Source organism: Pseudomonas sp. MN1F (assembly GCF_009391885.1).
Taxonomy (GTDB): Bacteria; Pseudomonadota; Gammaproteobacteria; order Pseudomonadales; family Pseudomonadaceae; genus Aquipseudomonas.
In genome coordinates, this window is sequence record NZ_VZII01000051.1 from 44,827 (window position 1) to 70,227 (window position 25,401).

Annotated in this window: 25 protein-coding genes; 10 read left to right on the plus strand and 15 right to left on the minus strand. The window is 62.9% G+C overall.

Annotated elements, in window-relative coordinates:
* Positions 1-35: 35 nt before the first annotated feature.
* Positions 36-992 (minus strand): zinc ABC transporter substrate-binding protein, encoded by a 957-nt coding sequence (locus F6X59_RS23675; RefSeq protein WP_152958425.1) that lies wholly within the window; start codon positions 990-992, stop codon positions 36-38.
* A gap of 18 nt (positions 993-1,010) precedes the next feature.
* Here F6X59_RS23675 and zur point away from each other — a divergent pair, with 18 nt between their 5' ends.
* The 4 genes from zur to F6X59_RS23695 all read left to right on the plus strand — a co-directional run bounded on the left by zur (position 1,011) and on the right by F6X59_RS23695 (position 3,876).
* Positions 1,011-1,496 carry a zinc uptake transcriptional repressor Zur gene (zur, locus tag F6X59_RS23680; protein WP_152958426.1) on the plus strand — a complete coding sequence of 162 codons (486 nt, stop codon included), beginning with the start codon at positions 1,011-1,013 and terminating at the stop codon, positions 1,494-1,496.
* A complete protein-coding gene (gene znuC, locus F6X59_RS23685) occupies positions 1,493-2,266 on the plus strand; it encodes a zinc ABC transporter ATP-binding protein ZnuC (protein ID WP_152958427.1) in 774 nt (257 codons plus the stop codon). The genes zur and znuC overlap by 4 nt, the downstream gene beginning before the upstream one ends.
* Positions 2,259-3,041: a zinc ABC transporter permease subunit ZnuB gene (gene znuB, locus F6X59_RS23690; RefSeq protein ID WP_152958429.1), complete on the plus strand. Its 783-nt coding sequence runs from the start codon at positions 2,259-2,261 to the stop codon at positions 3,039-3,041. Before znuC ends, znuB begins: the two co-directional genes overlap by 8 nt.
* A 127-nt stretch (positions 3,042-3,168) precedes the next feature.
* The gene (locus F6X59_RS23695; RefSeq protein ID WP_152958430.1) at positions 3,169-3,876 is read left to right on the plus strand and encodes a PA5502 family lipoprotein; all 708 of its coding nucleotides are present in this window, start codon (positions 3,169-3,171) and stop codon (positions 3,874-3,876) included.
* Between the two features lie 42 nt (positions 3,877-3,918).
* On the opposite strand, the gene katE is transcribed toward F6X59_RS23695, so the two are convergent.
* A complete protein-coding gene (gene katE / locus F6X59_RS23700; RefSeq protein ID WP_152958432.1) occupies positions 3,919-6,048 on the minus strand; it encodes a catalase HPII in 2,130 nt (709 codons plus the stop codon).
* Between the two features lie 225 nt (positions 6,049-6,273).
* Here katE and F6X59_RS23705 point away from each other — a divergent pair, with 225 nt between their 5' ends.
* The 3 genes from F6X59_RS23705 to F6X59_RS23715 all read left to right on the plus strand — a co-directional run bounded on the left by F6X59_RS23705 (position 6,274) and on the right by F6X59_RS23715 (position 8,790).
* Positions 6,274-7,281 (plus strand): methionine ABC transporter ATP-binding protein, encoded by a 1,008-nt coding sequence (locus tag F6X59_RS23705; protein ID WP_372240504.1) that lies wholly within the window; start codon positions 6,274-6,276, stop codon positions 7,279-7,281.
* Positions 7,281-7,952, plus strand: coding sequence for a methionine ABC transporter permease (locus F6X59_RS23710; protein WP_152958434.1), 672 nt, complete (start codon positions 7,281-7,283; stop codon positions 7,950-7,952). The genes F6X59_RS23705 and F6X59_RS23710 overlap by 1 nt, the downstream gene beginning before the upstream one ends.
* 64 nt (positions 7,953-8,016) lie before the next feature.
* A complete protein-coding gene (locus F6X59_RS23715; RefSeq protein WP_152958436.1) occupies positions 8,017-8,790 on the plus strand; it encodes a MetQ/NlpA family ABC transporter substrate-binding protein in 774 nt (257 codons plus the stop codon).
* 63 nt (positions 8,791-8,853) lie between these two features.
* On the opposite strand, the gene F6X59_RS23720 is transcribed toward F6X59_RS23715, so the two are convergent.
* From F6X59_RS23720 to F6X59_RS23740, 5 genes are read right to left on the minus strand one after another with little or no spacing between them, the layout of a single operon-like run.
* Positions 8,854-9,486: an SCO family protein gene (locus F6X59_RS23720; protein WP_152958438.1), complete on the minus strand. Its 633-nt coding sequence runs from the start codon at positions 9,484-9,486 to the stop codon at positions 8,854-8,856.
* Positions 9,483-10,376, minus strand: coding sequence for a heme o synthase (gene cyoE, locus F6X59_RS23725; RefSeq protein ID WP_346652414.1), 894 nt, complete (start codon positions 10,374-10,376; stop codon positions 9,483-9,485). The genes F6X59_RS23720 and cyoE overlap by 4 nt, the downstream gene beginning before the upstream one ends.
* Entirely contained in the window at positions 10,361-11,440 is a 1,080-nt protein-coding gene (locus F6X59_RS23730) for a heme A synthase (RefSeq protein WP_152958440.1), read from the minus strand. The genes cyoE and F6X59_RS23730 overlap by 16 nt, the downstream gene beginning before the upstream one ends.
* 9 nt (positions 11,441-11,449) lie before the next feature.
* Positions 11,450-12,031, minus strand: a complete 582-nt coding sequence (locus F6X59_RS23735; protein ID WP_152958442.1) for a hypothetical protein — start codon at positions 12,029-12,031, stop codon at positions 11,450-11,452.
* A complete protein-coding gene (locus tag F6X59_RS23740) occupies positions 12,000-12,737 on the minus strand; it encodes an SURF1 family protein (RefSeq protein WP_152958444.1) in 738 nt (245 codons plus the stop codon). The genes F6X59_RS23735 and F6X59_RS23740 overlap by 32 nt, the downstream gene beginning before the upstream one ends.
* A 63-nt stretch (positions 12,738-12,800) precedes the next feature.
* Here F6X59_RS23740 and F6X59_RS23745 point away from each other — a divergent pair, with 63 nt between their 5' ends.
* Entirely contained in the window at positions 12,801-13,004 is a 204-nt protein-coding gene (locus F6X59_RS23745) for a twin transmembrane helix small protein (RefSeq protein WP_060507818.1), read from the plus strand.
* On the opposite strand, the gene F6X59_RS23750 is transcribed toward F6X59_RS23745, so the two are convergent.
* The 4 genes from F6X59_RS23750 to coxB are packed head-to-tail and all read right to left on the minus strand — an operon-like array spanning position 13,005 to position 17,246.
* A complete protein-coding gene (locus tag F6X59_RS23750; RefSeq protein ID WP_152958445.1) occupies positions 13,005-13,892 on the minus strand; it encodes a cytochrome c oxidase subunit 3 in 888 nt (295 codons plus the stop codon).
* 16 nt (positions 13,893-13,908) lie between these two features.
* Positions 13,909-14,475, minus strand: a complete 567-nt coding sequence (locus F6X59_RS23755) for a cytochrome c oxidase assembly protein (RefSeq protein ID WP_152958447.1) — start codon at positions 14,473-14,475, stop codon at positions 13,909-13,911.
* A gap of 10 nt (positions 14,476-14,485) precedes the next feature.
* On the minus strand, positions 14,486-16,075 hold the full coding sequence (ctaD, locus tag F6X59_RS23760; RefSeq protein WP_110639500.1) for a cytochrome c oxidase subunit I: 1,590 nt from the start codon (positions 16,073-16,075) through the stop codon (positions 14,486-14,488).
* Between the two features lie 43 nt (positions 16,076-16,118).
* Entirely contained in the window at positions 16,119-17,246 is a 1,128-nt protein-coding gene (gene coxB, locus F6X59_RS23765) for a cytochrome c oxidase subunit II (protein ID WP_152958448.1), read from the minus strand.
* 368 nt (positions 17,247-17,614) lie between these two features.
* On the opposite strand from coxB, the gene F6X59_RS23770 reads away from it, so the two are divergent.
* Positions 17,615-18,259, plus strand: a complete 645-nt coding sequence (locus F6X59_RS23770; RefSeq protein ID WP_152958450.1) for a hypothetical protein — start codon at positions 17,615-17,617, stop codon at positions 18,257-18,259.
* 107 nt (positions 18,260-18,366) lie between these two features.
* Positions 18,367-19,449 (plus strand): hypothetical protein, encoded by a 1,083-nt coding sequence (locus F6X59_RS23775; protein WP_152958452.1) that lies wholly within the window; start codon positions 18,367-18,369, stop codon positions 19,447-19,449.
* A 2-nt stretch (positions 19,450-19,451) separates the two neighbouring features.
* Here the strand turns inward: F6X59_RS23775 and F6X59_RS23780 are convergent, their stop codons facing one another.
* From F6X59_RS23780 to F6X59_RS23795, 4 genes are all read right to left on the minus strand, one after another.
* Positions 19,452-20,969 (minus strand): SulP family inorganic anion transporter, encoded by a 1,518-nt coding sequence (locus tag F6X59_RS23780; RefSeq protein ID WP_346652411.1) that lies wholly within the window; start codon positions 20,967-20,969, stop codon positions 19,452-19,454.
* 195 nt (positions 20,970-21,164) lie between these two features.
* Positions 21,165-21,884: a carbonic anhydrase gene (locus tag F6X59_RS23785; RefSeq protein ID WP_152958455.1), complete on the minus strand. Its 720-nt coding sequence runs from the start codon at positions 21,882-21,884 to the stop codon at positions 21,165-21,167.
* A gap of 293 nt (positions 21,885-22,177) precedes the next feature.
* Complete coding sequence (locus F6X59_RS23790; protein ID WP_152958457.1) at positions 22,178-23,236, minus strand: PA0069 family radical SAM protein; 1,059 nt, start codon at positions 23,234-23,236, stop codon at positions 22,178-22,180.
* Between the two features lie 79 nt (positions 23,237-23,315).
* Positions 23,316-25,337: a M3 family metallopeptidase gene (locus F6X59_RS23795; protein ID WP_152958459.1), complete on the minus strand. Its 2,022-nt coding sequence runs from the start codon at positions 25,335-25,337 to the stop codon at positions 23,316-23,318.
* Positions 25,338-25,401 lie beyond the last annotated feature (64 nt).

A 25,401-nucleotide genomic window follows, 5' to 3' on the forward strand; every position in this document is an offset into this window, starting at 1 on the left:
TTCGCGGGCAAGCCCGCGAAGAATCCGGTACAGGCTTACAACTGCTCCAGGCACCCAGCCAGGTCACCACCCAGCTTCTCGAGCAGGCGCTCATAGCCCTTGGCATCCACCGGGTCGGTGCCACCCAGGGCATCCAGCTCCGCCAGGCGCACCGGCAACCCGGCCGTCAGGGTCTCGGCCAGACGCGGCCGCAACGGTGGCTCGCTGAACACACAGGTCTTGCCCACTTCCTGCAAGCGCTTGCGCATCGCCGCCACATGCTGCGCGCCGGGCTGTACTTCGGACGCCACGCTGAACACGCCGGTGTGCTGCAGGCCATAGGCCGACTCGAAGTAGTCGAACGCCTCGTGGAACACGAAATAGGGCTTGCTGGCGATCCCGGCTACCCGCGCCTTGATCCGCGCATCCAACGCATCCAGGCGCTCGATGAAGGCCTTCAGGTTGCTCTGGTAGCGCGCCGCATTGGCCGGGTCGGCCGCCGCCAGGTCCGCCGCCATCTTCGTCGCGATGACCCGGGCGTTGACCGAAGACAGCCACAGGTGCGCATCCAGGCTACCCGGGCGGTGATCGTGGTCGTGGTCGTCCTGGTCCGCCTCCTCATGGGAGTGGCTGTCCTCACCAAAGTGACGCAGCTTCATGCCTGAAAGCGACTGCACGGCCACCGTCGGCTTGCTGCGGCTGCCCAGCACCCGCGGCAGGAAGTTCTCCATGTCCGGGCCGATCCAGTACAGCAGGTCGGCATCACCCACCTTGCGCACGTCGGACGGGCGCAGGGCGTAGTGGTGCGGTGAAGCGCCCGGCGGCAACAGCACGTCCGGGTTGCCCACGCCATCCTGCACGGCAGCGGCAATCTGCTGCAGCGGTTTGATACTGGTCAGTACACGCACGTCAGCCTGTGCCGAGCAGGCGATGAAAGCGACAAAAAGCACTAGGAATCGGGACACGATGAATACTCGACTCGTGATAAACAGGTAACATAATAACGTCTCCATCCAGAACCGTCGCTGCCCATGTCCATCACGCCGCTGGCTCACCGTCCCCACGATCATTCCCATTGCGTGCACAGCGCCTTGTCCGAAGCCGATGCCCTGTGCACGCGCCAGGGCCTGCGCCTGACCGCACTGCGCCGGCGTGTGCTGGAGCTGGTGTGGCAGAGCCACAAGCCGCTGGGCGCCTACGACATCCTTGCCGTGCTCAGCGAGCAGGATGGCCGCCGCGCCGCGCCGCCGACCGTGTACCGCGCCCTGGACTTCCTGCTGGAAAACGGCCTGGTGCACCGCATCGCCTCGCTCAACGCCTTCATCGGTTGCAGCCACCCAGAGCACGCGCATCAGGGCCAGTTCCTGATCTGCCGTGTATGCCATGTGGCCATCGAACTGGAGCAGGACAGCATCAGCGACGCCATCATCCACAGCGCCAAGGGCGTGGGCTTCAGCGTCGAAACCCAGACGGTGGAAATCGTCGGCCTGTGCGCCAACTGCCGGAGCGCAGCATGAGCGACGCCCTGATCCGCCTGGAGCAGGTCGGTGTCAGCTTCGCCGGCGAGGCGGTGCTCGACAATATCGACCTGTCGGTGGCGCCCGGCCAGATCGTCACCCTGATCGGCCCCAACGGCGCCGGCAAGACCACCCTGGTGCGCGCCGTGCTCGGGCTGCTCAAGCCGCACCGAGGCAAGGTCTGGCGCAAGCCGAAGCTGCGCATCGGCTACATGCCGCAAAAAATCCAGGTGGACGCCACCCTGCCGCTGTCGGTGCTGCGCTTCTTGCGCCTGGTGCCCGGGGTAGACCGCGCGGCTGCCTTGTCGGCACTGCAGGAAGTGGGTGCCGAACAGGTCATCGACAGCCCGATCCAGACCATTTCCGGCGGCGAGATGCAGCGCGTGCTGCTGGCCCGGGCGCTGCTGCGCGAGCCACAGCTGCTGGTGCTCGACGAGCCGGTACAAGGTGTCGACGTGGTCGGCCAGACCGAGCTGTACAACCTCATCACCCGTTTGCGCGACCGCCACGGCTGCGGTGTGCTGATGGTCTCCCATGACCTGCACCTGGTCATGAGCGCCACCGACCAGGTGGTCTGCCTGAACCGCCACGTGTGCTGCTCGGGCCACCCCGAGCAAGTCAGCAACGACCCGGCCTTTGTCGAGCTGTTCGGCCAGAACGCCCCGAGCCTGGCTGTCTACCACCACCATCACGACCACAGCCACGACCTGCACGGCTCGGTCGTCGCCCCTGGCGCCCATGTTCACGGAGAGCACTGCAAGCATGGCTGATTTTCTTCTTTACGCCTTGCTTGCGGGTTTGTCCCTGGCAGTGGTGGCAGGCCCGCTTGGCTCGTTCGTGGTGTGGCGGCGCATGGCGTACTTCGGCGACACCCTGTCCCACGCCGCCCTGTTGGGCGTGGCCATGGGCTTCGTGCTGGATGTCAGCCCGGCCCTGGCGGTGACCGTGGGCTGCCTGTTGCTGGCGATTTTGCTGGTGACCTTGCAGCAACGCCAGCCGCTGGCCTCCGACACCCTGCTCGGCATCCTCGCCCCCAGCACCCTGTCGCTGGGCCTGGTGGTGCTGAGTTTCATGCATGACGTGCGCATCGACTTGATGGCCTATCTGTTCGGCGACCTGCTGGCCATCAGCACCACCGACCTGGCCTGGATCCTGGGCGGCAGCGCGCTGGTCCTGCTGCTGCTCGCCGTGCTGTGGCGGCCATTGCTGGCAATCACCGTGCACGAAGAACTGGCCATGGTCGAGGGCCTGCCAGTGGCGGGCCTGCGCATGGCCCTGATGCTGCTGATCGCGGTGGTCATTGCCGTGGCCATGAAGATCGTCGGTGTGTTGCTGATCACCTCGCTGCTGATCATTCCCGCTGCCGCGGCACAGCGGCACGCCCGCTCGCCAGAACAGATGGCGCTGGCCGCAACCCTGATCGGCATCACCTCGGTGTGCGGTGGCCTGGCCATGTCCTGGTTCAAGGACACCCCGGCCGGGCCATCGATCGTGGTCTGCGCGGCGGTGCTATTCTTGCTGAGCCTGGCCCTGCCAAAACGCTGAAAAACGGGGTGCACACAGGTGCACCCTGCAACCTTTCCGCGGGTAAAGGGTCTGTAAGACTTATTTTCGAGCGTGCGCACCTGGGTGTAGACTTGCTCGCTTTTTGCGCAAATAGAGAGTCGCAGGAATGAAGCCGTTCGCATCCCGTTATCTGCTTGTTGCCGCGTTTTCCCTGTTCCTGGCCGCGTGTTCCAGCGCGCCGGTCGAGCAGGCCGATGCACCTGCCCAAGCCGATGCCTGGCAGCAGCTGCAACAGAGTATCGCCAGCAACGAGCTGGCCACCGCCGAAGACCAGCTGGCTGCCCTGCAGGCGCAGTCGCCTGATGACGCTCGCCTGGAGCAAAACCAGCGCCAGCTGGCCGAGGCCTATCTGAAACGCAGCCAGATCGAGCTGCAGAAGGGCGACGTCAATGCGGCTGCCACCGCGCTGGCGCGGGCCCGGGCGCTGATGCCGCAGGCACCGGCGGTGACCGGCGGCGACGCCGTGACCCAGGCGCGCAAGGCCGAGCTGGAGAAGGCCGAAGCGGCCCTGAAGGCTGCCGAGGCCAAGCCCCAGGCGCGGGTGATCGACCCAACGGCGCCGAGCACCGTGATCGCGCTGAAGACCACCGACATCAATGCGATGCGCCGCCAGCTCGACGAGATTGCCAAGGACGTGGTCAATTATCAGTGCGAGGTGGTGTTCCAGGTGCCGCGCACCCAAGATGCGCCCTGGCTCAAGAATCTGCTTCAGAAGCGCGTTCACAAGATCGACAGCGGGTTCAAGCTGAAACAGAAGCATGAGATTCAGCGGTCGATGCCGGCTCAGGTGGTCCTCGTCCCGCATCAGCGCTGAGAAGCCGGGGGCTGCCTTGCAGCCCCCTATACAAAGTAGCCCCTAGGCTGGCACAGCCTCGGCAGCTGCTTCCCGCTCCCAAACCCGATGCCCCTCGACCGCTTTGACAAAGGCATCCACAGCCTTTTGCTCATCCCCCAGCAGCAATCCCTTATCCTCCTTGAGCCCAAGACTGTTCAACAAGTCCTTGGTCAACACCATTGCCTTCAGATGCTTGTAGCCTTCGAGCAAGAAGTGCTTCGCCAGCCCGCTTGAAGCCAAGGCCTTGTCCACCCCCTTGGGCACGACAATCCCGTCGAACATGATCGACGGCATCCCCTCCATCGACGCATCCACCGCCAATGCCTTGCCATCCGCCGCCTTCACCGGCGCCGAAGTCGGCCCCAGCAGCATCGGCCTGGCGCTTTCGGCTTCCAGCGCCTTGACCAGTTTGTCGACGCTCGCGCCGTCTACGCCATCGGCTAACAGCACCGCGATCTTGCGTCCCTTGATGCCGACCACGCCAGGGTGGTTCATTTGGCTCAAGGCCGGCGATTTTGCCAGCTGGCTACCCTTGACCTGCACCGTACCGGCCTTGGGTGCCGGCAAGCCAAGGTTGGCAGCGACTGCAGCGGCCAGCTTCAGGTCGATGTTGGCAAGAATCTCATTCACCTGGCGCGCGCGAATGTGCTCCCGCTCCACCTTACCCAGCTCAAAGCTGTAGGCCTTGATGATGTGCTGTTGCTCGGTCGGGCTCATGCTCTGGAAGAACAGCCGCGCCTGGGAGAAGTGATCGCCGAACGACTCGCTGCGCTGGCGGATCTTGTGCGCGTCGATGCGCTCCTGGTAGCTCTCGAAGCCCCCATCCTGAGCAGCCGGTGGCGTTTCTTTCGGCCAGCCGCCGTCGATCGAATTAGGCTCATAGGAAGCTCGCCCCTTGTGCACCACATGCTGGTGCAGCGCATCGCGCTGATTGTTGTGGTTTGGCGCAACGGGCCGGTTGATCGGGATCTGGTGGAAATTCGGCCCGCCAAGGCGGCTGATCTGCGTGTCGGTGTAGGAGAACAGGCGGCCCTGCAGCAACGGGTCATTGGTGAAATCGATCCCCGGCACGATATGGCCAGGGCAGAAAGCAACCTGCTCAACCTCGGCGAAGAAATTGTCCGGATTGCGGTTGAGCACCATCTTGCCCAGTGGCGTAACCGGCACCAGCTCTTCGGGAATGATCTTGGTCGGGTCGAGCAGGTCGAAGTCGAACTTGTGTTCATCCGCCTCTGGCACGATCTGCACGCCCAGTTCCCATTCCGGATAATCGCCGGTCTCGATGGCTTCCCACAGGTCCCGGCGCTGGAAGTCGGTGTCTTTGCCTGCAAGTTTTTGGGCCTCGTCCCACAAAAGGGAGTGCACGCCCTGGCGCGGCTTCCAGTGGAACTTGACGAAACTCGCCACGCCCTGGACATTGATAAGGCGGAAGGTATGCACGCCAAAGCCTTCCATCATCCGCAGGCTGCGCGGAATGGCGCGATCGGACATGGCCCAGATGACCATGTGGGCGGATTCGGGCACCAGCGAGACGAAGTCCCAGAACGTGTCGTGGGCCGATCCACCGGTGGGGATTTCATTGTGTGGCTCCGGCTTTACCGCGTGCACGAAGTCCGGGAACTTGATCGCGTCCTGGATGAAGAAGACCGGCATGTTGTTACCCACCAGGTCGAAGTTGCCTTCATCGGTATAGAACTTCACGGCGAACCCGCGCACGTCGCGCACCGTGTCGCCCGACCCGCGTGGCCCTTGCACGGTGGAAAAACGCACGAACACCGGGGTGATCTTCTCAGGGTCCTGAAGGAAGCCCGCCTTGGTCAGCTCGGCGTGATTGCCGTAGCTCTGGAAGAAGCCATGCGCGCCGGTGCCACGGGCATGCACGATACGTTCAGGGATGCGCTCGTGGTCAAAGTGGGTGATCTTCTCGCGCATGATGAAGTCTTCGAGCAGCGACGGCCCGCGGGGGCCGGCCTTGAGCGTGTTCTGGTTGTCGGCGATGCGCACGCCCTGGTTGGTCCGCAAGGCCTGGCCGGTGGCATCGCTACGCGCCGCCTCCAGGGCCTGCAGTTTGCTGTTGGTATTGGCCCGGTCGGGGGTGTCGGTACCGGCGAGCTGGCTCTGTTTCGGCGAATCCGGTTTCTTGCTGGGCATCACGGCTCTCCTTATCAGTCTTCAGGCGTGCCCGTGTCGGGCTTGTGCAAGTAGTGACTGGAGAGCTTTGCCGAGCGTTCAATCAGGATTACCGGTTGTCGCGATATGCCCTAGGGATTGGTGCATTACGAAATAAATGCTAAGAACAGCTATGGGAAAAGGCTAAAATACGCGACCCCAGCTAACCGCTGCCCCAAATTCCATGCGCCCCACAAGGTTCGCTACGTGATCGAGTTCCAACAGGTACACAAGACCTACCGCGTCGCCGGTAAGGAAATCCCCGCACTGAATCCGACCAGCCTGACCATCGAAGATGGCCAGGTGTTCGGCCTGATCGGCCATTCCGGCGCCGGCAAGAGCACCATGCTGCGCCTGATCAACCGCCTCGAAGAGCCTTCGGGCGGCACGATCATCGTCGACGGCGAGGATGTCACCGCATTCAACGCCAGCCAGCTGCGCGGCTTCCGCCAGCAGGTCGGCATGATTTTCCAGCACTTCAACCTGCTGGCCTCCAAGACTGTCGCCGACAACGTCGCCCTGCCACTGACCCTGGCCGGCGAGCTGTCTCGCAGCGCAATCGACAAGCGCGTCACCGAGCTGCTGGCCCGTGTCGGCCTTTCGGACCACGCCAAGAAGTACCCAGCGCAGCTTTCCGGCGGCCAGAAGCAGCGCGTCGGTATCGCCCGCGCCCTGTCGACCAACCCGAAGATCCTGCTGTGCGACGAAGCCACCAGCGCCCTCGACCCGCAGACCACCGCTTCGGTGCTGCAGCTGCTGGCCGAGATCAACCGTGAGCTGAAGCTGACCATCGTGCTGATCACCCATGAAATGGACGTGATCCGCCGGGTCTGCGACCGTGTGGCAGTAATGGATGCCGGCCAGATCGTCGAGCAAGGCTCGGTGGCCGAGGTGTTCCTGCACCCGCAACACCCGACCACCAAGCGCTTCGTCCAGGAAGACGAACAGGTCGACGAAGGCGAGCAGCGCGACGACTTCGCCCACGTGCCAGGCCGTATCGTGCGCCTGACCTTCCAGGGCGACGCCACCTACGCCCCGCTGCTGGGCACCGTAGCCCGCGAAACCGGTGTGGACTACAGCATCCTCGCCGGGCGTATCGACCGCATCAAGGATGTCCCCTATGGCCAGCTCACCCTCGCCCTGATCGGCGGTGACATGGAAGCGGCGTTCGCCCGCTTCAAGGCAGCTGACGTACATATGGAGGTACTGCGTTGATGGACGCCCTGAATTTCTTCGCCAATGTCGACTGGAGCGAAATCTGGCTGGCCACCGTCGATACCATGATCATGCTGTTCGGCTCGCTGTTCTTCACCGTGCTGCTCGGCCTGCCACTGGGGGTGCTGCTGTTCCTCTGCGGGCCGAAGCAGATGTTCGAGCAGAAGGGCGTGTATGCGCTGCTGTCGCTGGTGGTCAACATCCTGCGCTCGCTGCCGTTCATCATCCTGCTGATCGTGATGATCCCGTTCACCGTACTGATCACCGGCACCTCGCTGGGTGTCGCCGGTGCCATCCCGCCGCTGGTGGTGGGGGCCACGCCGTTCTTCGCGCGTCTGGTAGAAACCGCCCTGCGTGAGGTGGACCGCGGCATCATCGAGGCCACCCAGTCGATGGGCGCCACCACCCGCCAGATCATCACCAGCGCGCTGCTGCCGGAAGCCCGCCCGGGCATCTTCGCGGCCATTACCGTCACCGCCATCACCCTGGTGTCGTACACCGCCATGGCCGGCGTGGTCGGCGCTGGCGGCCTGGGCGACCTGGCCATCCGCTTCGGTTACCAGCGTTTCCAGACCGACGTGATGGTGGTGACCGTGGTGCTGTTGCTGGTGCTGGTTCAAGTCCTGCAGAGCGTGGGCGACAAACTGGTCGTGCATTTTTCCCGTAAGTAACCCCAATGGGGTCGGCCCGGCCGACCCGTTCGGGGGCCGTCGCGGCCCTCACAAGGAGTGATTGATGAAGAAGCTGCTTGCTGTTGTCGCCGCTGTCGCGGCCTTCTCGGCCAATGCCGCCGAAACCCTCACCGTCGCCGCCACCCCGGTGCCGCATGCCGAGATCCTCAACTTCGTCAAACCTCAGCTGGCGAAAGAGGGCGTGGAGCTGAAGGTCAAGGAATTCACCGACTACATCCAGCCGAACGTACAAGTCGCCGAAAAGCGCCTGGACGCCAACTTCTTCCAGCACCAGCCGTACCTGGATGAGTTCAACAAAGCCAAGGGCACCCACCTGGTCAGCGTAGCCGGCGTGCACATCGAGCCGCTGGGCGTGTACTCGGCCAAGATCAAGAAGCTCGATGAGCTGTCCTCCGGCGCCACCGTGGTCATCCCCAACGACGCCACCAACGGCGGCCGCGCCTTGCTGCTGCTGGACAAGGCCGGTGTGATCAAGCTGAAGGACAACACCAACATCCTGTCGACCGTGAAGGACGTTGCCGAAAACCCGAAAAGCGTGAAATTCCGTGAGCTGGAAGCGGCCACCATCCCGCGCGTGCTGACCCAGGTCGATATCGCCCTGATCAACACCAACTACGCGCTGGAAGCCAAGCTGAACCCGGAAAAAGACGCCCTGGCCATCGAAGGCAGCGACTCGCCATACGTGAACATCCTGGTTGCCCGCCCGGACAACAAGGACTCGGACGCGATGAAGAAGCTGGCAGCAGCGCTGCACTCGCCTGAGGTGAAGCAGTTCATCAACGAGAAGTACAAAGGCGCTGTGGTTCCGGCGTTCTGATCCGAAACCCACGGGGCCGCTCTGCGGCCCTTTGGCCAGCGATGAGGCCCTGACAGGCCATCATCAATCCCGCTTTACCAGGCCGGGCAACTGCGCCACCAGCTTCTGGTTGTTGAACGGCGCCCGAATGAACCCCCGCTGACGGCCATCCGGCCCGACGATCGCCAGGTTGCCGCTGTGATCCACGGTATACCCCGGCTTGCTGGTATCCGCCGGAATGAACGGAATGCTCAAGGCATTGGCCAGCTTCTGGGTATCGTCGATCGACCCCGCCACGCCGACGAAATCCTTGTCGAAATAGCCCAGGTACTGCTTCAGCTGGTTGGGCGTATCACGGTTCGGGTCCACGCTCACCAACACCACCTGCAACCGGTCCACTGCCTCCTTGGGCAGCTCGCTCTTCACCTGGCGCAACTGGGCCAGGGTGGTTGGGCAGATGTCCGGGCAGTAGGTGTAGCCGAAGAACAACAGTGACCATTTGCCCTTCAGGTCGTCCAGCTGCACCGGCTGGCCATCCTGGTTGGTCATGGTCACGTCGGCCACCGCGCGGCTCTGCGGCAACAGAATGATGCCGGCGTCGATCAGCTCGGCCGGGTTGAGCTGACCACGGCCATTGAGCACCTTGTTGACGGTAAGGCCCAGGATCAACGCGACCAGGGCGACGAGGATGAAGACGGTTTTCTGGGTTCGGGTCATAGATTCAGCAACAGGTAGTGGTCGACGAGCAACGCGATGAACAGCGCGAACAGGTAGCCTATGGAGTACTTGAAGGTGCCGATCGCCGCGTGCGGCTGGCTGCCACGGTACAACACCCAGGCCCAATGCAGGAAGCGCAGGCCCAGTACCAGGGCGCAGGCCAGGTACAACAGGCCACTCATGTGGATGGCAAACGGCAGCAGGCTCACCGCCAGCAATATCAGGCTGTACAGCAGGATATGCAGCTTGGTGTATCGCTCGCCATGGGTGACCGGCAGCATCGGGATATCGGCCTTGGCGTACTCTTCCTTGCGGTGGATGGCCAAGGCCCAGAAGTGCGGTGGCGTCCAGGCGAAGATGATCAGCACCAGCAGCAGTGGCTCGGCGCTGACATGGCCGCTCACGGCGACCCAGCCAAGCAGCGGCGGTGCGGCGCCGGCCAGGCCGCCAATAACGATGTTCTGCGGTGTGGCACGCTTGAGAAAGCCGGTGTAGAGCACCGCGTAGCCGAGCAAGGAGGCCAGGGTCAGCCAGGCGGTGAGGGCGTTGGTGAACACCAGCAACAGGGCCATGCCAAGCAGCGCCAGGGCCAGGGCGAACAGCAACGCCGGCAACGGCTCGACCCGGCCCTGGGCCAATGGGCGCTTGTGGGTGCGCGCCATCAGCGCGTCGATGCGCCGGTCCACCACGTGGTTGACCACTGCCGCGCTGCCCGCGCACAGGGCGATACCCAGGTTGCCGAACAGCAGCACGCTTGCGCTGACCCCGGCGCGGGTCGCCAGGAACATGCCCGCCAGCGAAGTGATCAGCATCAGCACCACCACCTTGGGCTTGGTCAGCTCCAGGTAATCGCGCCAGCCGGCACGCCGTGCGCTCAGAAGCGTCGCCACGAATCGTTCCTCATGTGATGGCTGATGCTTACCCCGGCTACAGGCCGCAGGCGCCAACCCTGGCCGACGCCGACGCGGACCTTGTCGACCACACGGATGCGGTAGTTCACCAGCACCATGCTCAGCAGCAGCAACGCCCCGCCAGCGTTATGCGCGACGGCCACGGCCAGCGGCAGGTGGAACAGCACGTTACTGATGCCCAGGCCGACCTGCAGCGCCAGCGCCAGCAATACCCATCGAGCCAGGCCGGTCAGGCCACAGCGGTGCAGCTTCCAGCTGAGCATCAACAGCACGCAGGTCACCAACAGTGCACCCAGGCGATGGCTGATGTGAATGGCCGTGCGCGCATCGCTGTCCAGTTGCCCACCGAGGTAGTTGGGGCCGACATGCTGGGTCAAGTGGAAGCCGTTGCTGAAGTCTGCCGCCGGCCACCACTGGCCATGGCAGGTGGGCAGGTCGATGCAGGCGACCGCCGCATAGTTGGCACTGACCCAGCCACCCAGGGCGATCTGACCGATCACTACCAGCAAGGCCAGCGCGGCTATCCGCCGTAGGCTGAGCGGCAGTTTCGGCAAGGGCGCAAAGGCCCGCGATAGACGCAGGGATAGCAGGAACAGCAGGCTCAGGGTGGTAAAACCGCCGAGCAGGTGCGCAGTGACCACTTGCGGCCACAGCTTGAGGGTGACCGTCCACATGCCAAACGCTGCCTGAGCCAGCACCACGCCCAGCAACAGCAAGGGCAGGCGATAAGGCTGGCCATCGCGGGCATGCCGGCGCAGCGCCTGCAAGGCGAGCAGGGCGATCACCACGGCGAGGGTGCCAGCGAAGTAGCGGTGGACCATCTCGGCCCAGCCCTTGGCCTCTTCCACCGGGTGGTCGGGGAAGTGCAGCTCGGCATGGGCCAGCTGCGCTTCGCTGTTAGGCACGCTGATGAAGCCATAGCAGCCGGGCCAATCAGGACAACCTAGCCCGGCGTGGGTCAGGCGGGTATAGGCACCGAGCAGCACGACCAGCAGTGCCAGCAGCGTGGCGAACACAGCGATGCGGAATCCGGGTCTGGCCATGGCAGGCTCCTAGCCGATGTTGGACAGCTTGAGCAGGTGACGCAGGTCGTCGAGCACGTGCTTGCCATTGACCTTGCCGTCGTAGCGCAACACCAGGTTGCCGTGCGGGTCGACAATCCACAGTTGCGGGCCGGGTTCGCCAACCTTCTGCAGATAGCGCTGGGCATCCAGTGAATAGCGTTGCAGCTGTGGATACTCTCGCCCCAGCAGCGCCTGGTAGTCGCTGGCCAGTGGCTGGGCAGTGGCCAAGGCGTGGCTGGCGCGGCTGGCGTCGCGGCCCAGGCCGACCTGGATCTGCCGCACCAGGTACACCAGGCGCTGGCAATCCTCGGCGCAGGCCTCGGGCGCACTCACCAGCAGCTGCCAGCGTTCGTCCTCGCCCGCAATGCCGATATCGGCACGGCTCTCGCCGTTGCCAATCATCGCGCCGTGGTAGCTACGGCCCTCCGGCACCCAGAACTGGAGCTTGTACATGCAGGTGGCCAGGATCATCGGCCCGAGTACCACCAGCAGAATCAGAATCAGCTGCAAACGCCCGCGGGCTCTGGGCTTGCTACGTTCAGGCAGGTCCAGTGGAGTGGCGGTGGCCATGCTGTTTCTCCTTGTTGTTATGCCAGCCGAAATAGAGGTAGAGCAGCACCAGCGCAGTGGCCAGGGCAAACCACTGCACGGCGTAACCGAGGTGTTTTTCCGGGCCCATCGCGACTACCGGCCAGTCCAGCCGATAAGCAGCCGGGCCGGGCTGCAGGCGTAACTCATGGGCGAAGCCTTCGCGATCGAGTTGCTGCCACACGTGCGCAGCGTCGACCGCAGTGAGCAGGTGCGGCCATTGCCCACCGGCCGGGTCGGGGTGCAGCTGGAAGGTACTGCCCGGCGCCACGTACACGGTCGCGTTCAGCGCCAGGGCTTGGTCGGGGGTGTCGAAATGCACCGGCACGCGGCGGTCCAGCCACGCCAGCCAGCCGCGGTTGACCAGCAGCCACAGGCCACTGGCCTGGTCATGGAAGGGCTGCAACAGCTCGACACCGGCCTGGCCATCACGTACGCGGTTGTCCAGCAACACGCTGTGTTCGGCGTCGAAGCGACCATAGAGATGCACCCGCCGGAAGGCAGAGTCCTGGGTCTGCAGCAGCTGAGTGGTGGCCAGCGGGGCGTCGACCTCACGCTGGGCATAGGTCTCCAGCAGGACGCGCTTCTCTTCGGCCCGGCCGAGCTGCCAGCAGCCAAGCGCAATCAACCCCGGCAGCAGCGCAAGCACCACCAGGGTCGGTATCCAGCCTGGGCGAAACCGCCTCATCGCAGCCTCGCCGGGCCAATCGCTATACTTATCCACATCACCGCATCCCCCCGGAGAAGCGCCATGCTCAAGGCCGCGATTGTCCTGATGCTGTTGGCCACGGTTGCCAGCCTGTTCAGTGGCCTGGTGTTCTTGGTCAAGGACGATGAAAACTCGACCCGCCTGCTAAAAGCCCTGACCGTGCGGGTGGCCCTCGCCACCCTGACCATCGGCCTGGTGGCCTGGGGCTTCATCAGTGGTCAGCTGGTGTCTCACGCACCGTTCTGATCACAGCACATACACAAAGATGAACAGCCCAACCCACACCACATCGACGAAGTGCCAGTACCAGCTCGCCGCCTCGAAACCGAAGTGCTTGTCGGGGTTGAAGTGCCCGCGCAGGATGCGCACGAACATCACGATCAGGATGATCGTGCCCAAGGTCACGTGGGCCCCGTGGAAACCCGTGAGCATGAAGAACGTCGCGCCATAGATGCCCGAGCCCAGGGTCAGCCCCAGCTTGGTGTAGGCCTCGTGGTACTCGTAGGCCTGCAGGGTGATGAAGCTGATACCCAGGAAGATGGTCAGCGCCATCCAGAATTTCAGCGGACCACGATGGTCACGGCGCAGGGCGTGGTGAGCGATGGTGATGGTCACGCTGGAACTGACCAGCAGGATGGTGTTGATCAACGGCAGGTGCCACGGGTTGATCACTTCCTTGGGCGGCGGGAACAGTTTCGGGTCCGGTGTGTGCAGCAACGGCCAGGCGAACTCGAAGCTCGGCCATAGCATGTGGGCGATGCCCTTGTGCCCCTCGCCACCCAGCCAGGGCCCGGCCAGCACACGCACGTAGAACAGCGCGCCGAAGAAGGCCATGAAGAACATCACTTCCGAGAAGATGAACCAGCTCATGCCCCAGCGGAACGAGCGGTCCAGCTGCGGGCTGTAAAGCCCGGCGCGGCTCTCGCGGACCACCGAGCCGAACCAGCCGAACAGCATGTAGGCCAGGAACAGCGCGCCAACGAAGAAGATCAGCGGCCCGTGCGAGGACGGGTGGCCGGCCTTGATGTCGTTGAACCAGGTGCCCAGGCCGAACACCGTGATGAACATGCCGATGGTGGCGATGATCGGCCACTTGCTCTGCGCCGGAACGTAGTAGTGCTCATGACTTGCCATTGCTGTTCTCCTTCCCTCAACGGGCGCCCTGGACGTCCTGTACCGCGGCATGGGCAACCGGCGGGTGACGCGCAGTGATGTCGAACAAGGTGTAGGCCAGTGTCAGGTGCTTCACGCTGGCCGGCAGATCGCGGTCGACGATGAAGCGCACCGGCATCTCGATGCGTTCGCCGGGCTGCAGCACCTGCTGGGTAAAGCAGAAGCACTCAGTCTTGTGGAAATATGCCGCGGCCTCAGCCGGGGTAATGCTGGGTATCGCTTGCGCACTCATCGGCCGGTTGGTCGGGTTGTGCGCGACGAAGATCATCTGGTTCACCGCCCCCGGGTTGACCTCGAGCTCGTCACCGGTGGAGTAGAAGTCCCAGACCATGTCGCTGGCGTTGGTCGACATGAACTGCACCCGCACCGAGCGCGTCGGGTCGCTGACCTGGCTGCCCTCGTACTGCCCGCCAGTCTTGCCATTGATGCCGAAGGCCTTGCACATCACGTCATACATCGGCACCAGGGCAAAACCGAAACCGAACATCACCACTGTCAGCAGCAGCAGGCGGGTGACCAGCTGCTTGAGAGGCGAGCCTTTCATGGCAGCGCTCCTACTTCACTTCCGGCGGGGTCTGGAAGGTGTGGTAAGGCGCTGGCGAGGGGATCGACCATTCCAGGCCCTCGGCGCCGTCCCAGGGCTTGGCCGGGGCGGGTGCGCCGCCACGGATGCACTTGATGACGATGAACAGGAAGAACAGCTGCGTGGTGCCGAACAGGAAGGCGCCGATCGACGACACCATGTTGAAGTCGGCGAACTGCAGGTTGTAGTCGGGAATACGCCGCGGCATGCCAGCCAGGCCCACGAAGTGCATCGGGAAAAAGGCCATGTTCATGCCGACGAACGACAGCCAGAAATGCAGCTTGCCGAGGGTTTCGTCATACATGTGGCCGGTCCACTTCGGCAGCCAGTAGTAGGCCGAGGCAAAGATGCCGAAGATCGCCCCGGGTACCAGCACATAGTGGAAGTGCGCCACCACGAAGTAGGTATCGTGGTACTGGAAGTCCGCCGGAGCGATGGCCAGCATCAGCCCGGAGAAGCCACCGATGGTGAACAGGATGACGAAGGCGATGGCGAACAGCATCGGCGTCTCGAAGCTGAGCGAGCCTTCCCACATGGTGCTGACCCAGTTGAATACCTTCACGCCTGTGGGCACCGCGATGAGCATGGTGGCGTACATGAAGAACAGCTCGCCGACCACCGGGATGCCGACCACGAACATGTGGTGGGCCCAGACGATGAACGACAGGAAGGCAATGGCGCCGGTGGCGTACACCATCGAGGTGTAGCCGAACAGCGGCTTGCGCGAAAACGCCGGGATGATCGAGCTGACCGCGCCGAAGGCCGGCAGGATCATGATGTACACCTCGGGGTGGCCAAAGAACCAGAACACATGCTGGAACAGCACCGGGTCACCGCCGCCGGCGGCACTGAAGAAGCTGGTGCCGAAGTGGATGTCCATCAGCATCATGGTCACCACGCCGGCCAGCACCGGCATCACCGCGATCAGCAGAAATGCGGTGATCAGCCAGGTCCAGACGAACAGCGGCATCTTCATCAGGGTCATGCCCGGGGCGCGCAGGTTGAGGATGGTGGCGATCACGTTGATCGCGCCCATGATCGAGCTGATGCCCATCAGGTGGATGGCGAAGATGAAGAAGGTGACGCTGGCGGGCGCATAGGTGGTCGACAGCGGGGCGTAGAAGGTCCAGCCGAAGTTCGGCCCGCCGCCCGGGCTGAACAGGGTCGAGACCAGCAGCAGGAAGGCTGCGGGCAGCAGCCAGAAGCTGAAGTTGTTCATCCGCGGCAGGGCCATGTCGGGCGCGCCGATCATCAGCGGGATCATCCAGTTGGCCAGGCCGACAAAGGCTGGCATGACCGCGCCGAACACCATGATCAGGCCATGCATGGTGGTCATCTGGTTGAAGAACGCCGGCTCGACGATCTGCAGCCCAGGCTGGAACAGCTCGGCGCGGATGACCATGGCGAACGAGCCGCCGAGCAGGAACATCATGAAGGCGAACCATAGGTACATCGTGCCGATGTCCTTGTGGTTGGTGGTCAGCACCCAGCGCATCAGGCCCTTGGCCGGGCCGTGGGCGTGCTCATGGCCGTGGGCGTGGTCGTCGATCACTGCACTCATGTCCTGTCTCCTGCAATCCATTGATTGCCGCGAGTAACCCGGTTCACTTGGCTTCCACCTGCTTGATCGCCAGCACGTCCTTCGGCGTGACCATGTCGCCCTTGTTGTTGCCCCAGGCGTTGCGCTCGTAGGTGACCACGGCGGCGATGTCGACTTCCGAGAGCTGCTTGCCGAACGCGGCCATCGCCGTGCCCGGGCGGCCGTGGAATACCACGCTCAGGTGCTCTTCCTTCGGCCCGGTGGCCACTTTCGAGCCCTTGAGCGCCGGGAACATGGGTGGCAGGCCCTGGCCTTCGGCCTGGTGACAGGCCACGCAGGTGGTGTGATAGACCTTGTCGCCACGCTCGACCAGCTCTTCGAGGGTCCAATCCTTGCTGGTCAGTTCCTTGAGCTTGGCTGCCTCGGCCTTGCGCTCGCCGAGCCAGGTGTCGTAGTCGGCCTTGGACTTGACCTCGACCACCACCGGCATGAAGCCGTGGTCCTTGCCGCACAGCTCGGTGCACTGGCCGCGGTAGAGGCCGGGCTTCTCGATGCGGGTCCAGGCTTCGTTGACGAAGCCGGGGATGGCGTCACGCTTGACCGCAAAGGCCGGCACCCACCAGGAGTGGATGACGTCGGCGGCGGTCACCAGGAAGCGCACCTTGGCACCCACCGGCAGCACCAGCGGCTGGTCGACTTCAAGCAGGTAGTGCTCGTCCTTGGGTGCCTTGTTGTGGATCTGATCGGCGGGGGTGGCCAGGTTGCTGAAGAACTCCACGTCCTGGCCCAGGTATTTGTAGTGCCACTTCCACTGGTAACCGGTGACCTGGATGTCGATGTCCGATTCACTGGCGTCGTAGATGTCGATCAGGGTCTTGGTGGCCGGAATGGCCATGGCCACGAGGATCAGGAAAGGGACGATGGTCCAGAGGATTTCCACCCAGGTGTGCTCGTGGAAATGCGCGGGCTGCTGGCCGGTAGAACGGCGGTGGATGACCATGGACCAGAACATCGCACCGAATACCACGATGCCGATGATCACGCAGATCCAGAAGATCGTCATGTGCAGGTCGAACACGGCGTTGGAGACTTCCGTCGCCCCCGGGTGCATGTTCACGGTCCAGGCAGCGTTGGCCTGACCAAAAACCGACCACAACAGGAGGCCCATCCAGACATGTGGATGTCGCATCATTGCGGGTTCCCCTTCTCGTTCTTGTAGTCCCGGAGGCGTGGCCTGCGGCAAGAGGGAACGGCGGTCAAGACTGCCTGGCTTCGACGACCGAGCCCCTGCAAAAGCAGTCGGGCCTCATCAACGAATCACGTTCAACGGGAGTATAGACAGCGACCAACGGCACGCAACGACGCTGGCAAAATGAACTTCAAGAAATAGGGAAAAGGCTGCAAAAGCCCGGGCTTGATGGGTTATGGCAAAATAATGGCACCGCGATATACCTAACTGCGCACACGTTTGCGAGGTTTATAACAAATGCGTCTTAGGTATTCTGTATACCGAGCTAACTTAGTGTCTTCCGTTTGAAACGTCTTGTCCCTGGAGTTGTCATGAACATCGCTGCTGTACGCGAGCAAATTAGCCAAGCCCACGATCACGAAGGCCGCACCGGCCAACTGAAAGAGCGTCTCGAGCTGCAACTGCCTCACCTGCACCCCTCGATCCAACTGCCTGAGCAGGACGCCCAGGGTACTTTGGCGCGCTTCGTCAGCGCTTACATCAATCAGGTTCCGGAGCTGCTGGAAGCCGCCCACACCGTGGCCCGCGAAGCGGGGATCGAATCCCAGATCAAGCCTGTGCTGAAAATTGCCGAGGCCTATTTCCTGCAGCCACCGAGCGTGATGCAGGGGCATGTGGGCCTGGATTGCCTGCTGGACGAGGCCTACCTGGCGCACCGCCTGGTCGAGGAAGTCAACGACCTGTACATCCGCCACTTCCAGCAACCCCTGATTCCGGTCGACACCACGGTGGCCAACCTGATCGCCCACCAGTTGATCGGCGAAACCTTCGCCAACCAGCTGGACGAGGTGGTGCACCATTCGGTGGACGAGATGCTGGACGACGAAAGCTTCGCCGCCGAGTCGGTGGAAGCCTATCGTGAAACCCTCAGCAGCCCGCAGACCGGCGATGCCTGGCGACGCTGGCCGTGCCTGTCGCGCCAGTTGAACGTGGAATTCGGCCAGGCCAGCGCCTGATCTGCAGCGCGGGCGAGGGAAAGCGCTCCCGCTGCTGCCCCCCGCCTTCGATCATTACTGTCATCCGGCCGCCTCAGGGCGGCCTTTTCCATTTCAAGGTGATGACAATGACGATCAGTAGAAACCGGATCTACACCGACCTGCTACGGGGCACCTATCGCACGATATGGGGCAACTGGGGGCTCAATCCCGCCATCAAGCCGGGCGCAGTCGGTATCATCGATGCCGACTCCGGCGACTTCAAGCTTGTGGCCGAATGCCTGCCCGGCGTCGAGATCAGCAAGAACCAGCAAAGTCGCAAGTGGGACTTCAAGTCCACTGGCGTGACCTGCAGGAGTATCAACACCAGCGTCGCAGGGCTGATCTTCGACCCGAACACTGGTGCCGAGGTCAAACCTGATGCCACGCTGGAATGGTCCTTCGACAAGGAGAATTCCATCACCTCGGAATTCGCCATCAGCGGTGAACACACCGTCAGCAACCTTGCCATCCTGAACGACCAGTACGATTGGCTGCTCGCCCAGGCGCGCAATTTGAACATGGCGACCGGCGCCGGTATCTCCGAGGGGTTTGGCGTGGTGACTTCGGTCATCTACGCCAGCAGTGGCCTCAACGCAGTGTCGAAGAAGAGCAAAGCCAGCTTCACCGTCTCAGGTAGCGCAAGCGGCCTCAACCGCCTGCTTGGTGAGGACGGCATCAATGGCAAAGGCAAGGCAAGCTACGTGTTCAGCAGCAACTCCAGTGAAGTCGAGACGCATACCTTGCCGGCAAAAAGCGGTGAAGTGGCAACCGAACCGCTGCCCGTCGCCTATACCTTTGCCTCGTTCGCGGGCAGCCGAGTGCTGATTCCGAGCTGGGTCGGCAAGATCGGCGTGCTGAACCTGCTGGTGGATAGCAAGGCTTCGTCCTTCACCACCTACAGTACCAAGGTCACACTCTCCTACCAGACCCCCACCGGCCCGGTCGAAGAATCCAGGACCGTGATTGGTGGCAGTTCGACCAGCTTCGGAGAAATTCCCCTGACCGCCACCGAGATGACGTTAACTGCAGAGTTCATCAGCATCGGTTCCAATATACGTAAATCGCTGAGGTGGAACACGCCCGCCAGCGAGTGGCTGGGCGGCACCCGTACGGTGAACCTCACCGGTACCTGGCCGGGCGCGCCGCAGATGGCCGAAGTAAAACGCTGACTTCAGGTGCCAGCAACGCTGCGTAAACGGCCCTCAACCCTGCGCTTGAGCCCTCGCGGCTCGATGCGCAGGATAGACCCGCTGCTCTTGCTCCAATCCTCCAGCAATTCCAGGCATGAATGGTCGATGTAGGTCAGGTTGGCCAGTGGCACATGCAAGGTGGTACCGGCGGGCACGGTGTCGAGCACCTGAGTCAGCGCAGGTACTTTGAGGAACGTTGCCGCGCCACTCAGGCGCAGTTCCATATGCCCGCTGGATGCCAGCTGAATCAGGCAGATCTTCAAGCGTGCCGCCTTGAATGCCAGTTTCAGCAGTGTCAGGGCAAAGCCCAGCAGCACACCGGTCAACAGGTCGGTGAAGATGATTGCCATGGCGGTCGCCACATAGGTGAACATCGGCATCCGACCGTAGCGACGCAAACCTCGCAGCGCCTTGAAATCGACCAGTTTGATGCCGGTGTAAACCAATACGCCTGCCAGGCTCGCCACCGGAATTTGCTGCAGCACGCTACTGAGTACCACCACGAACGCCAGTAGCCACACACCATGGAGGATGGCGGAAGCACGGGTTTGCGCGCCGGCCTGGACGTTGGCCGAGCTGCGCACAATCACGCCGGTCATCGGCAAGGCTCCCAATAACCCGCAGAGCATGTTGCCGATCCCTTGTGCCGACAGCTCACGATCGAAGTCCGAACGCTGGCCGCTGTGCATGCGATCGACCGCGGCCGCCGACAGCAGCGTCTCGGCACTGGCGATGAAGGCCAGGGCGAAAGCCGCCACCAGCAGGGTCGGGTCGGCGAGCTTCATCAGGTCGTCCGGGCGGATCCAGTCGATCGCCTCGGACAGGTCTGCCGGAACTTGCACGCGGTTCACCGGCAGTGCCAGCCACATGGCGACGGCGGTCATCGCTGCCACGCCCAGCAATGCACCGGGAACGAAGCGCAGCTTCTGTGGCCGCAGGCGCTCCCAGGCCCACATGATGGCAATGGTACCCAGCCCAAGTGCGCCGGCTATCCAACCAGAGCCTGCATCCTCCAGGGGCAGGGCGGCGCTCACGGTGGCGGGAAACGCCAACAGATTCTGCATGCCCGACGGCTGCGGCGCCGTGTCGAACATGACATGCACCTGCGACAACACAATCAGCACGCCGATACCGGCGAGCATGCCATACACCACCGCTGGCGCGGTGACACGGAACCAGCAACCCAGGCGCAAGCGCCCGGCCAGCAATTGCAGAATCCCCGCCAGCAGCAGGATGGGCCCAAGCATGGCCATGCCGTGCTGACGCACCAATTCGAACACCAGCACCGCCAGGCCCGCCGCCGGGCCGCTGACCTGCAATGGCGAGCCCGCCAGGAAGCCGACCACGATACCGCCGATGATACCGGTGATCAGGCCCTTGGCCGGCGGCATGCCCGAGGCGATCGCAATGCCCATGCACAACGGCAGGGCGACCAGGAAGACCACCACCGACGCCAGCAACTCACGCGGCAGGGCCGCTTTCAACTGTGTAATGTTCACCGTGTTTCTCCTTTCTCTGACGCACGGCCATTCCCCTGGCCGTGGGCACGTTTGGTCCCTGACGAGCGCGCAGGCGCGGGCCGCCAGCGGGAATCGCCGGCAGGGTAGTCAGGGCATGTTCAAGGCAGCCGAAGGCCGCGCCGCACCCGCGTTGGGTGCAGCCGGCTATTCAAGGTTCAGCTGTGGACGGGTCGCTTAGTAGCGGCCTCTCGGAGTGGCGCTTGGCACCGGCTGGCCAGCGGCCAGGGGCAGGAAGCTGTCGCTGACGGCGTCGTAGGCTTCGATCTTGCTGGTCTCGATGTCGTAGATCCAGCCGTGGATGAACAGCTCACCCGCTGCCAGGCGCGAAGCCACCGACGGGTGGGTGCGCAGGTGATGCAGCTGGGCGATGACGTTTTCCTTGGTCAGCACCTGCATGGTTTCGTGCTCGCTGCCGCACGAGCAATTGTTCTCGACCACGGTTCGGGCCACTTCGGCGTGACGCAACCAGGCGGAAACGGTCGGCATCTTGGTCAGCGATTGCGGGTTCAGCACGGCACGCATGGCACCGCAGTCGGAGTGGCCGCAGACAATGATGTGGTGCACCTTCAGCGCCAGCACTGCGTACTCGATCGCGCTGGAAACGCCGCCGTTCATCTGGCCATATGGCGGAACCACGTTACCGACGTTACGGGTCACGAACAGGTCGCCCGGCGAGCTCTGGGTAATCAGCTCGGGGACGATGCGCGAGTCGGCACAGGTGATGAACATGGCGCGCGGGGTTTGCGCAGTGGCGAGCTTCTTGAACAGCTCTTGCTGCTCGGGGAAGACGTCATGGTGAAAGCGCAGGAAGCCGTCGACGATGTGCTTCAGGGCGGCATCGGCGCTCTCCGCTGGAGCTGGCGGAACGACCTTGGATGGGTCCTTTACGGGCATGATTCATCCTCTTGACGGTGTGAAGGTAAATCCATTTTACCGGTGAAAGATTCTGGCTATGCGCAGATTTAGATGACGCGCACGGGCGATAGATCACAGTCTTCGCTGACTGGATTCCTACGCTAGCGGGGAAAACTTAACTGAAACTTAATTCGGAGGCTCTAGAACGGGTGTTCCAGATATAAAAGGCGGGAACCGAATAATAGCAAAAAAGCATCAGCTGCCAAGCGCCATTACTCAGATTATTTGCTTGAATGAGTGACACTGGGGATGCCTGCAGGCGCCACCTGCTGTCAGAACAACGCCATCTGGCCACCTGGCGGGCAAAAGGCCGTGCAATCCAGCGCCTGCGCTTCCCGCCCCTCGAAGTCCAGCCGCTTCATCGCCTTGGCAAAGCGCTGCGCCAGCAACTCGGCAAACACGCCTTCGCCCCGCATCCGCGCCCCGAAGCGGCTGTCGTAAAGTTCGCCGCCGCGGCTCTGGCGAATCAGGCTGAGCACATGGGCCGCCCGCTGTGGGTAATGATCCTGCAACCACTGTTCGAACAATGGCGCCACTTCCAATGGCAGGCGCAGCATCATGTAGGCAGCGCTCTGAGCGCCAGCTTGCTTGGCAGCTTCCAGCAAACGCTCCAGCTCGCTGTCGTTGATCATCGGAATCATCGGCGAACACAGCACGCCCACCGGTACGCCGGCCTCACGCAAAACCCGGATGGCGCGCAAGCGGGCACCTGGTGATGCCGCGCGTGGTTCGAGCACGCGCTTGAGGTCGTCATCCAGCGTGGTGAGGCTGATCATCACCCGCGCCAGGCGCAGGCTGGCCATTTCTGCCAGCAAGTCGAGGTCACGCAGCACCAGCGCGCCCTTGGTGACGATGGTCACCGGGTGGCGGAAGCGCAGCAGTACCTCCAGCAGGCGCCGGGTGAGCTGCTGTTCACGTTCGATTGGCTGATAAGGGTCGGTATTCGAACCCAGGTTGATGGGTGCGCAGACGTAACCCGGTTTACTCAGTTGCTGGGCGAGCACCTCCGCGGCGTTGGTCTTGGCGATCAGCTTGGTCTCGAAATCCAGACCAGGCGACAGGTCCCAGTAGGCGTGAGAAGGGCGGGCATAGCAGTAGATACAACCGTGTTCGCAGCCACGGTAAGGATTGATGGAGCGGTCAAAAGGCAGGTCGGGGGAGGTGTTGCGGCTGATCACCGACCTGGCTGTCTCGATCCGCACTTCGGTGCCCTGGGTGAGCGGCACCTCCTGGTACCAGCCGTCATCCTCCGCGACCGAATGGCGCGGGGCGAAGCGGTTGTGCGGATTGTGCGCCGTGCCACGGCCCTTTTTTGCTGCAGGATGGATCATCGGCAGGCCTCATACTGTATATGCAAACAGTATACGGGCTTTAATGATCTTTCCAGCACCTCTGGTCAGCGCAGCCTCCTCAGGCCAAACCATGCCAGTGCAGATAGGGCCCGAGGTCAACCGGTCGCCCGAGAAACGCCTCGATGCCGGTCAACAATGGACGCGCCGAGCCATGGGCGAGCAGTTCGTCTTGCAGTGCCCGCCCCGTCGCACGGTCCAGCAAGCCGTTTGCCCTGAACCGCGAGAACAGATCGAAAGCGTGCACATCGGACCACACGTACGCGTAGTAGCCGGCGTCGTAGTGGTTGACTAGGTAATCGAATGCATGCGCCGGGTGCTCGAAATCCTCCAGAGGCCAATAGCCGCAAAGCTCCCGTGCAGCATCCAGCCTCTGCTGCAGGCTCTTGCCGTCATCCGGCGAGGCATGCAGGTCGAGGTCGAACAACGCCATCACCAGGTTCTGCGCCGCACCTTCGACCTCTTCGCGCTGCAGTGCAGCCAGCAACGTCCGTGTTTCTTCCAGGCCCAGTTTCTCGCCGGAATCCTTGTGTGACGAGATATCAACCAGATAATCCGCCTCCCACGCCCAGCGTTCCAGCAGCTTGCCATACACCTCCACACCATCGGTACCCAACAGGCTCACCGCAGAGCCGACGTGGGTCGTGGTACGTACCAGCAGATGGTGCAATGCGTGCCCGAATTCGTGATGGATCTTGCGCAGTGCCAGATGGTCGAGCAGTGGCGGCTCTTGGCCGAGACCAGCAGGCACATCGGTAAACACCATCACTACCGCCGCCTGATAGACACCTTCGGCATCGACACGGCGATTGCGCACGTAGCGCGTTTCGACCAGATCGGCCTGTTTACCGGGGTACTGAACAGCATCCAGATACAGCAAGCCAAGGTAGGCATGGTCTTGCCAGACTTCAAAAGCCATCACGCTCTCGTGCCAGGTCGCGATCGGGCTGGCGTCGTCACCGGCCTTGAGCGTCAAGCCAAACACCTGCTGCGCCATGCGTGCCAGGCTGGCGACGACGTTGGCCAGCGGGAAATACTCGCGAAACGTTGCCATGGGCAGCGACGCCTGCGCGGTGTCGCCAGCCCTGTGTACATACAGCCGATCCCAGGGCCGCACCTGGTCGATCCCGAGACCCTCGGCGCGAGCATCCAGCAGCAGGCGCAACTGGCCCATGGCGGGTTTGATGTTGCCGGCCAAGGTCTGCAGGAACCCTTGTACCTGATCAAGGTTGCCGGCACTTTTCTCGCGCAGGCTCAGCGATGCGTGATCGGAAAAGCCCAGCAATTTCGCTTTCTCTGCGCGAACGGTGGCCAGCTCTGCAAGGATTTTCCCGTTGTCCTGCGAAGCGTCCGCGCTGACTCCACGCGTGTGGTATCGGCGATAGACGGCTTCGCGCAGTTCCCGATTGCTGGCCACGGCCATCACGTCACGGGTCCAGTGGTCGTCCGCCGGGATCAGCCAGCCTGGCGTACCGGAAGCTTCGGCGTTGGCGCGCAGTTCTTCGCGCATGCGCGGGCTGAAACCACCCAGCAGCTGCTCATCCGACACATGGACGCCGTCCCGGGCGATGTTGGCCCGGTAGCGAGCTTCCAGATCCTGGACCCTGGCTTGCGCATCCGCCAGCACTTGCAAATCGGCCTCATCGAGCAATGCGCCCTTGAGCGTGAATTGCCTGATGTACCACTGGACGACTGCGCGTTCATGAGCATCCAGGTTCTGGCCCTGGGGGCTCTGCGCCAACTGCACGTAGCAAGCCCGCAGCGCCTTGTTCGACAGTTTCTGTTCATAGCGAAGTATCAGCTTGCCATACAGCTCACCCAGCAGCGCGGCCCAGGTGTCGCCCTTGAAGGTAAGCGGGGAGGCAGCGAACAGCACAGCCTGCAGCTGCGCATCCAGTGCATCCACCGCCAGCACCAGATCGTCCCAGGTCGGCAAGCTTTGTTGCGCAGCGATGATCCGCACGATGCCCTGCTGATGGGCATCGAGCGCCAGATCGAACGCAGCGCGCAGGTTATCCAGCGTCACCGCCGCATAATCGACCGGTGTACCGCTGCCTTGCAGCAATGGATTGGAGTTTTGCATGGCACATCACCTTGTTCTGTTCGAGGAACAAGCGAGCGTGCTATGCCAGGGAAAAAGCGGGGGC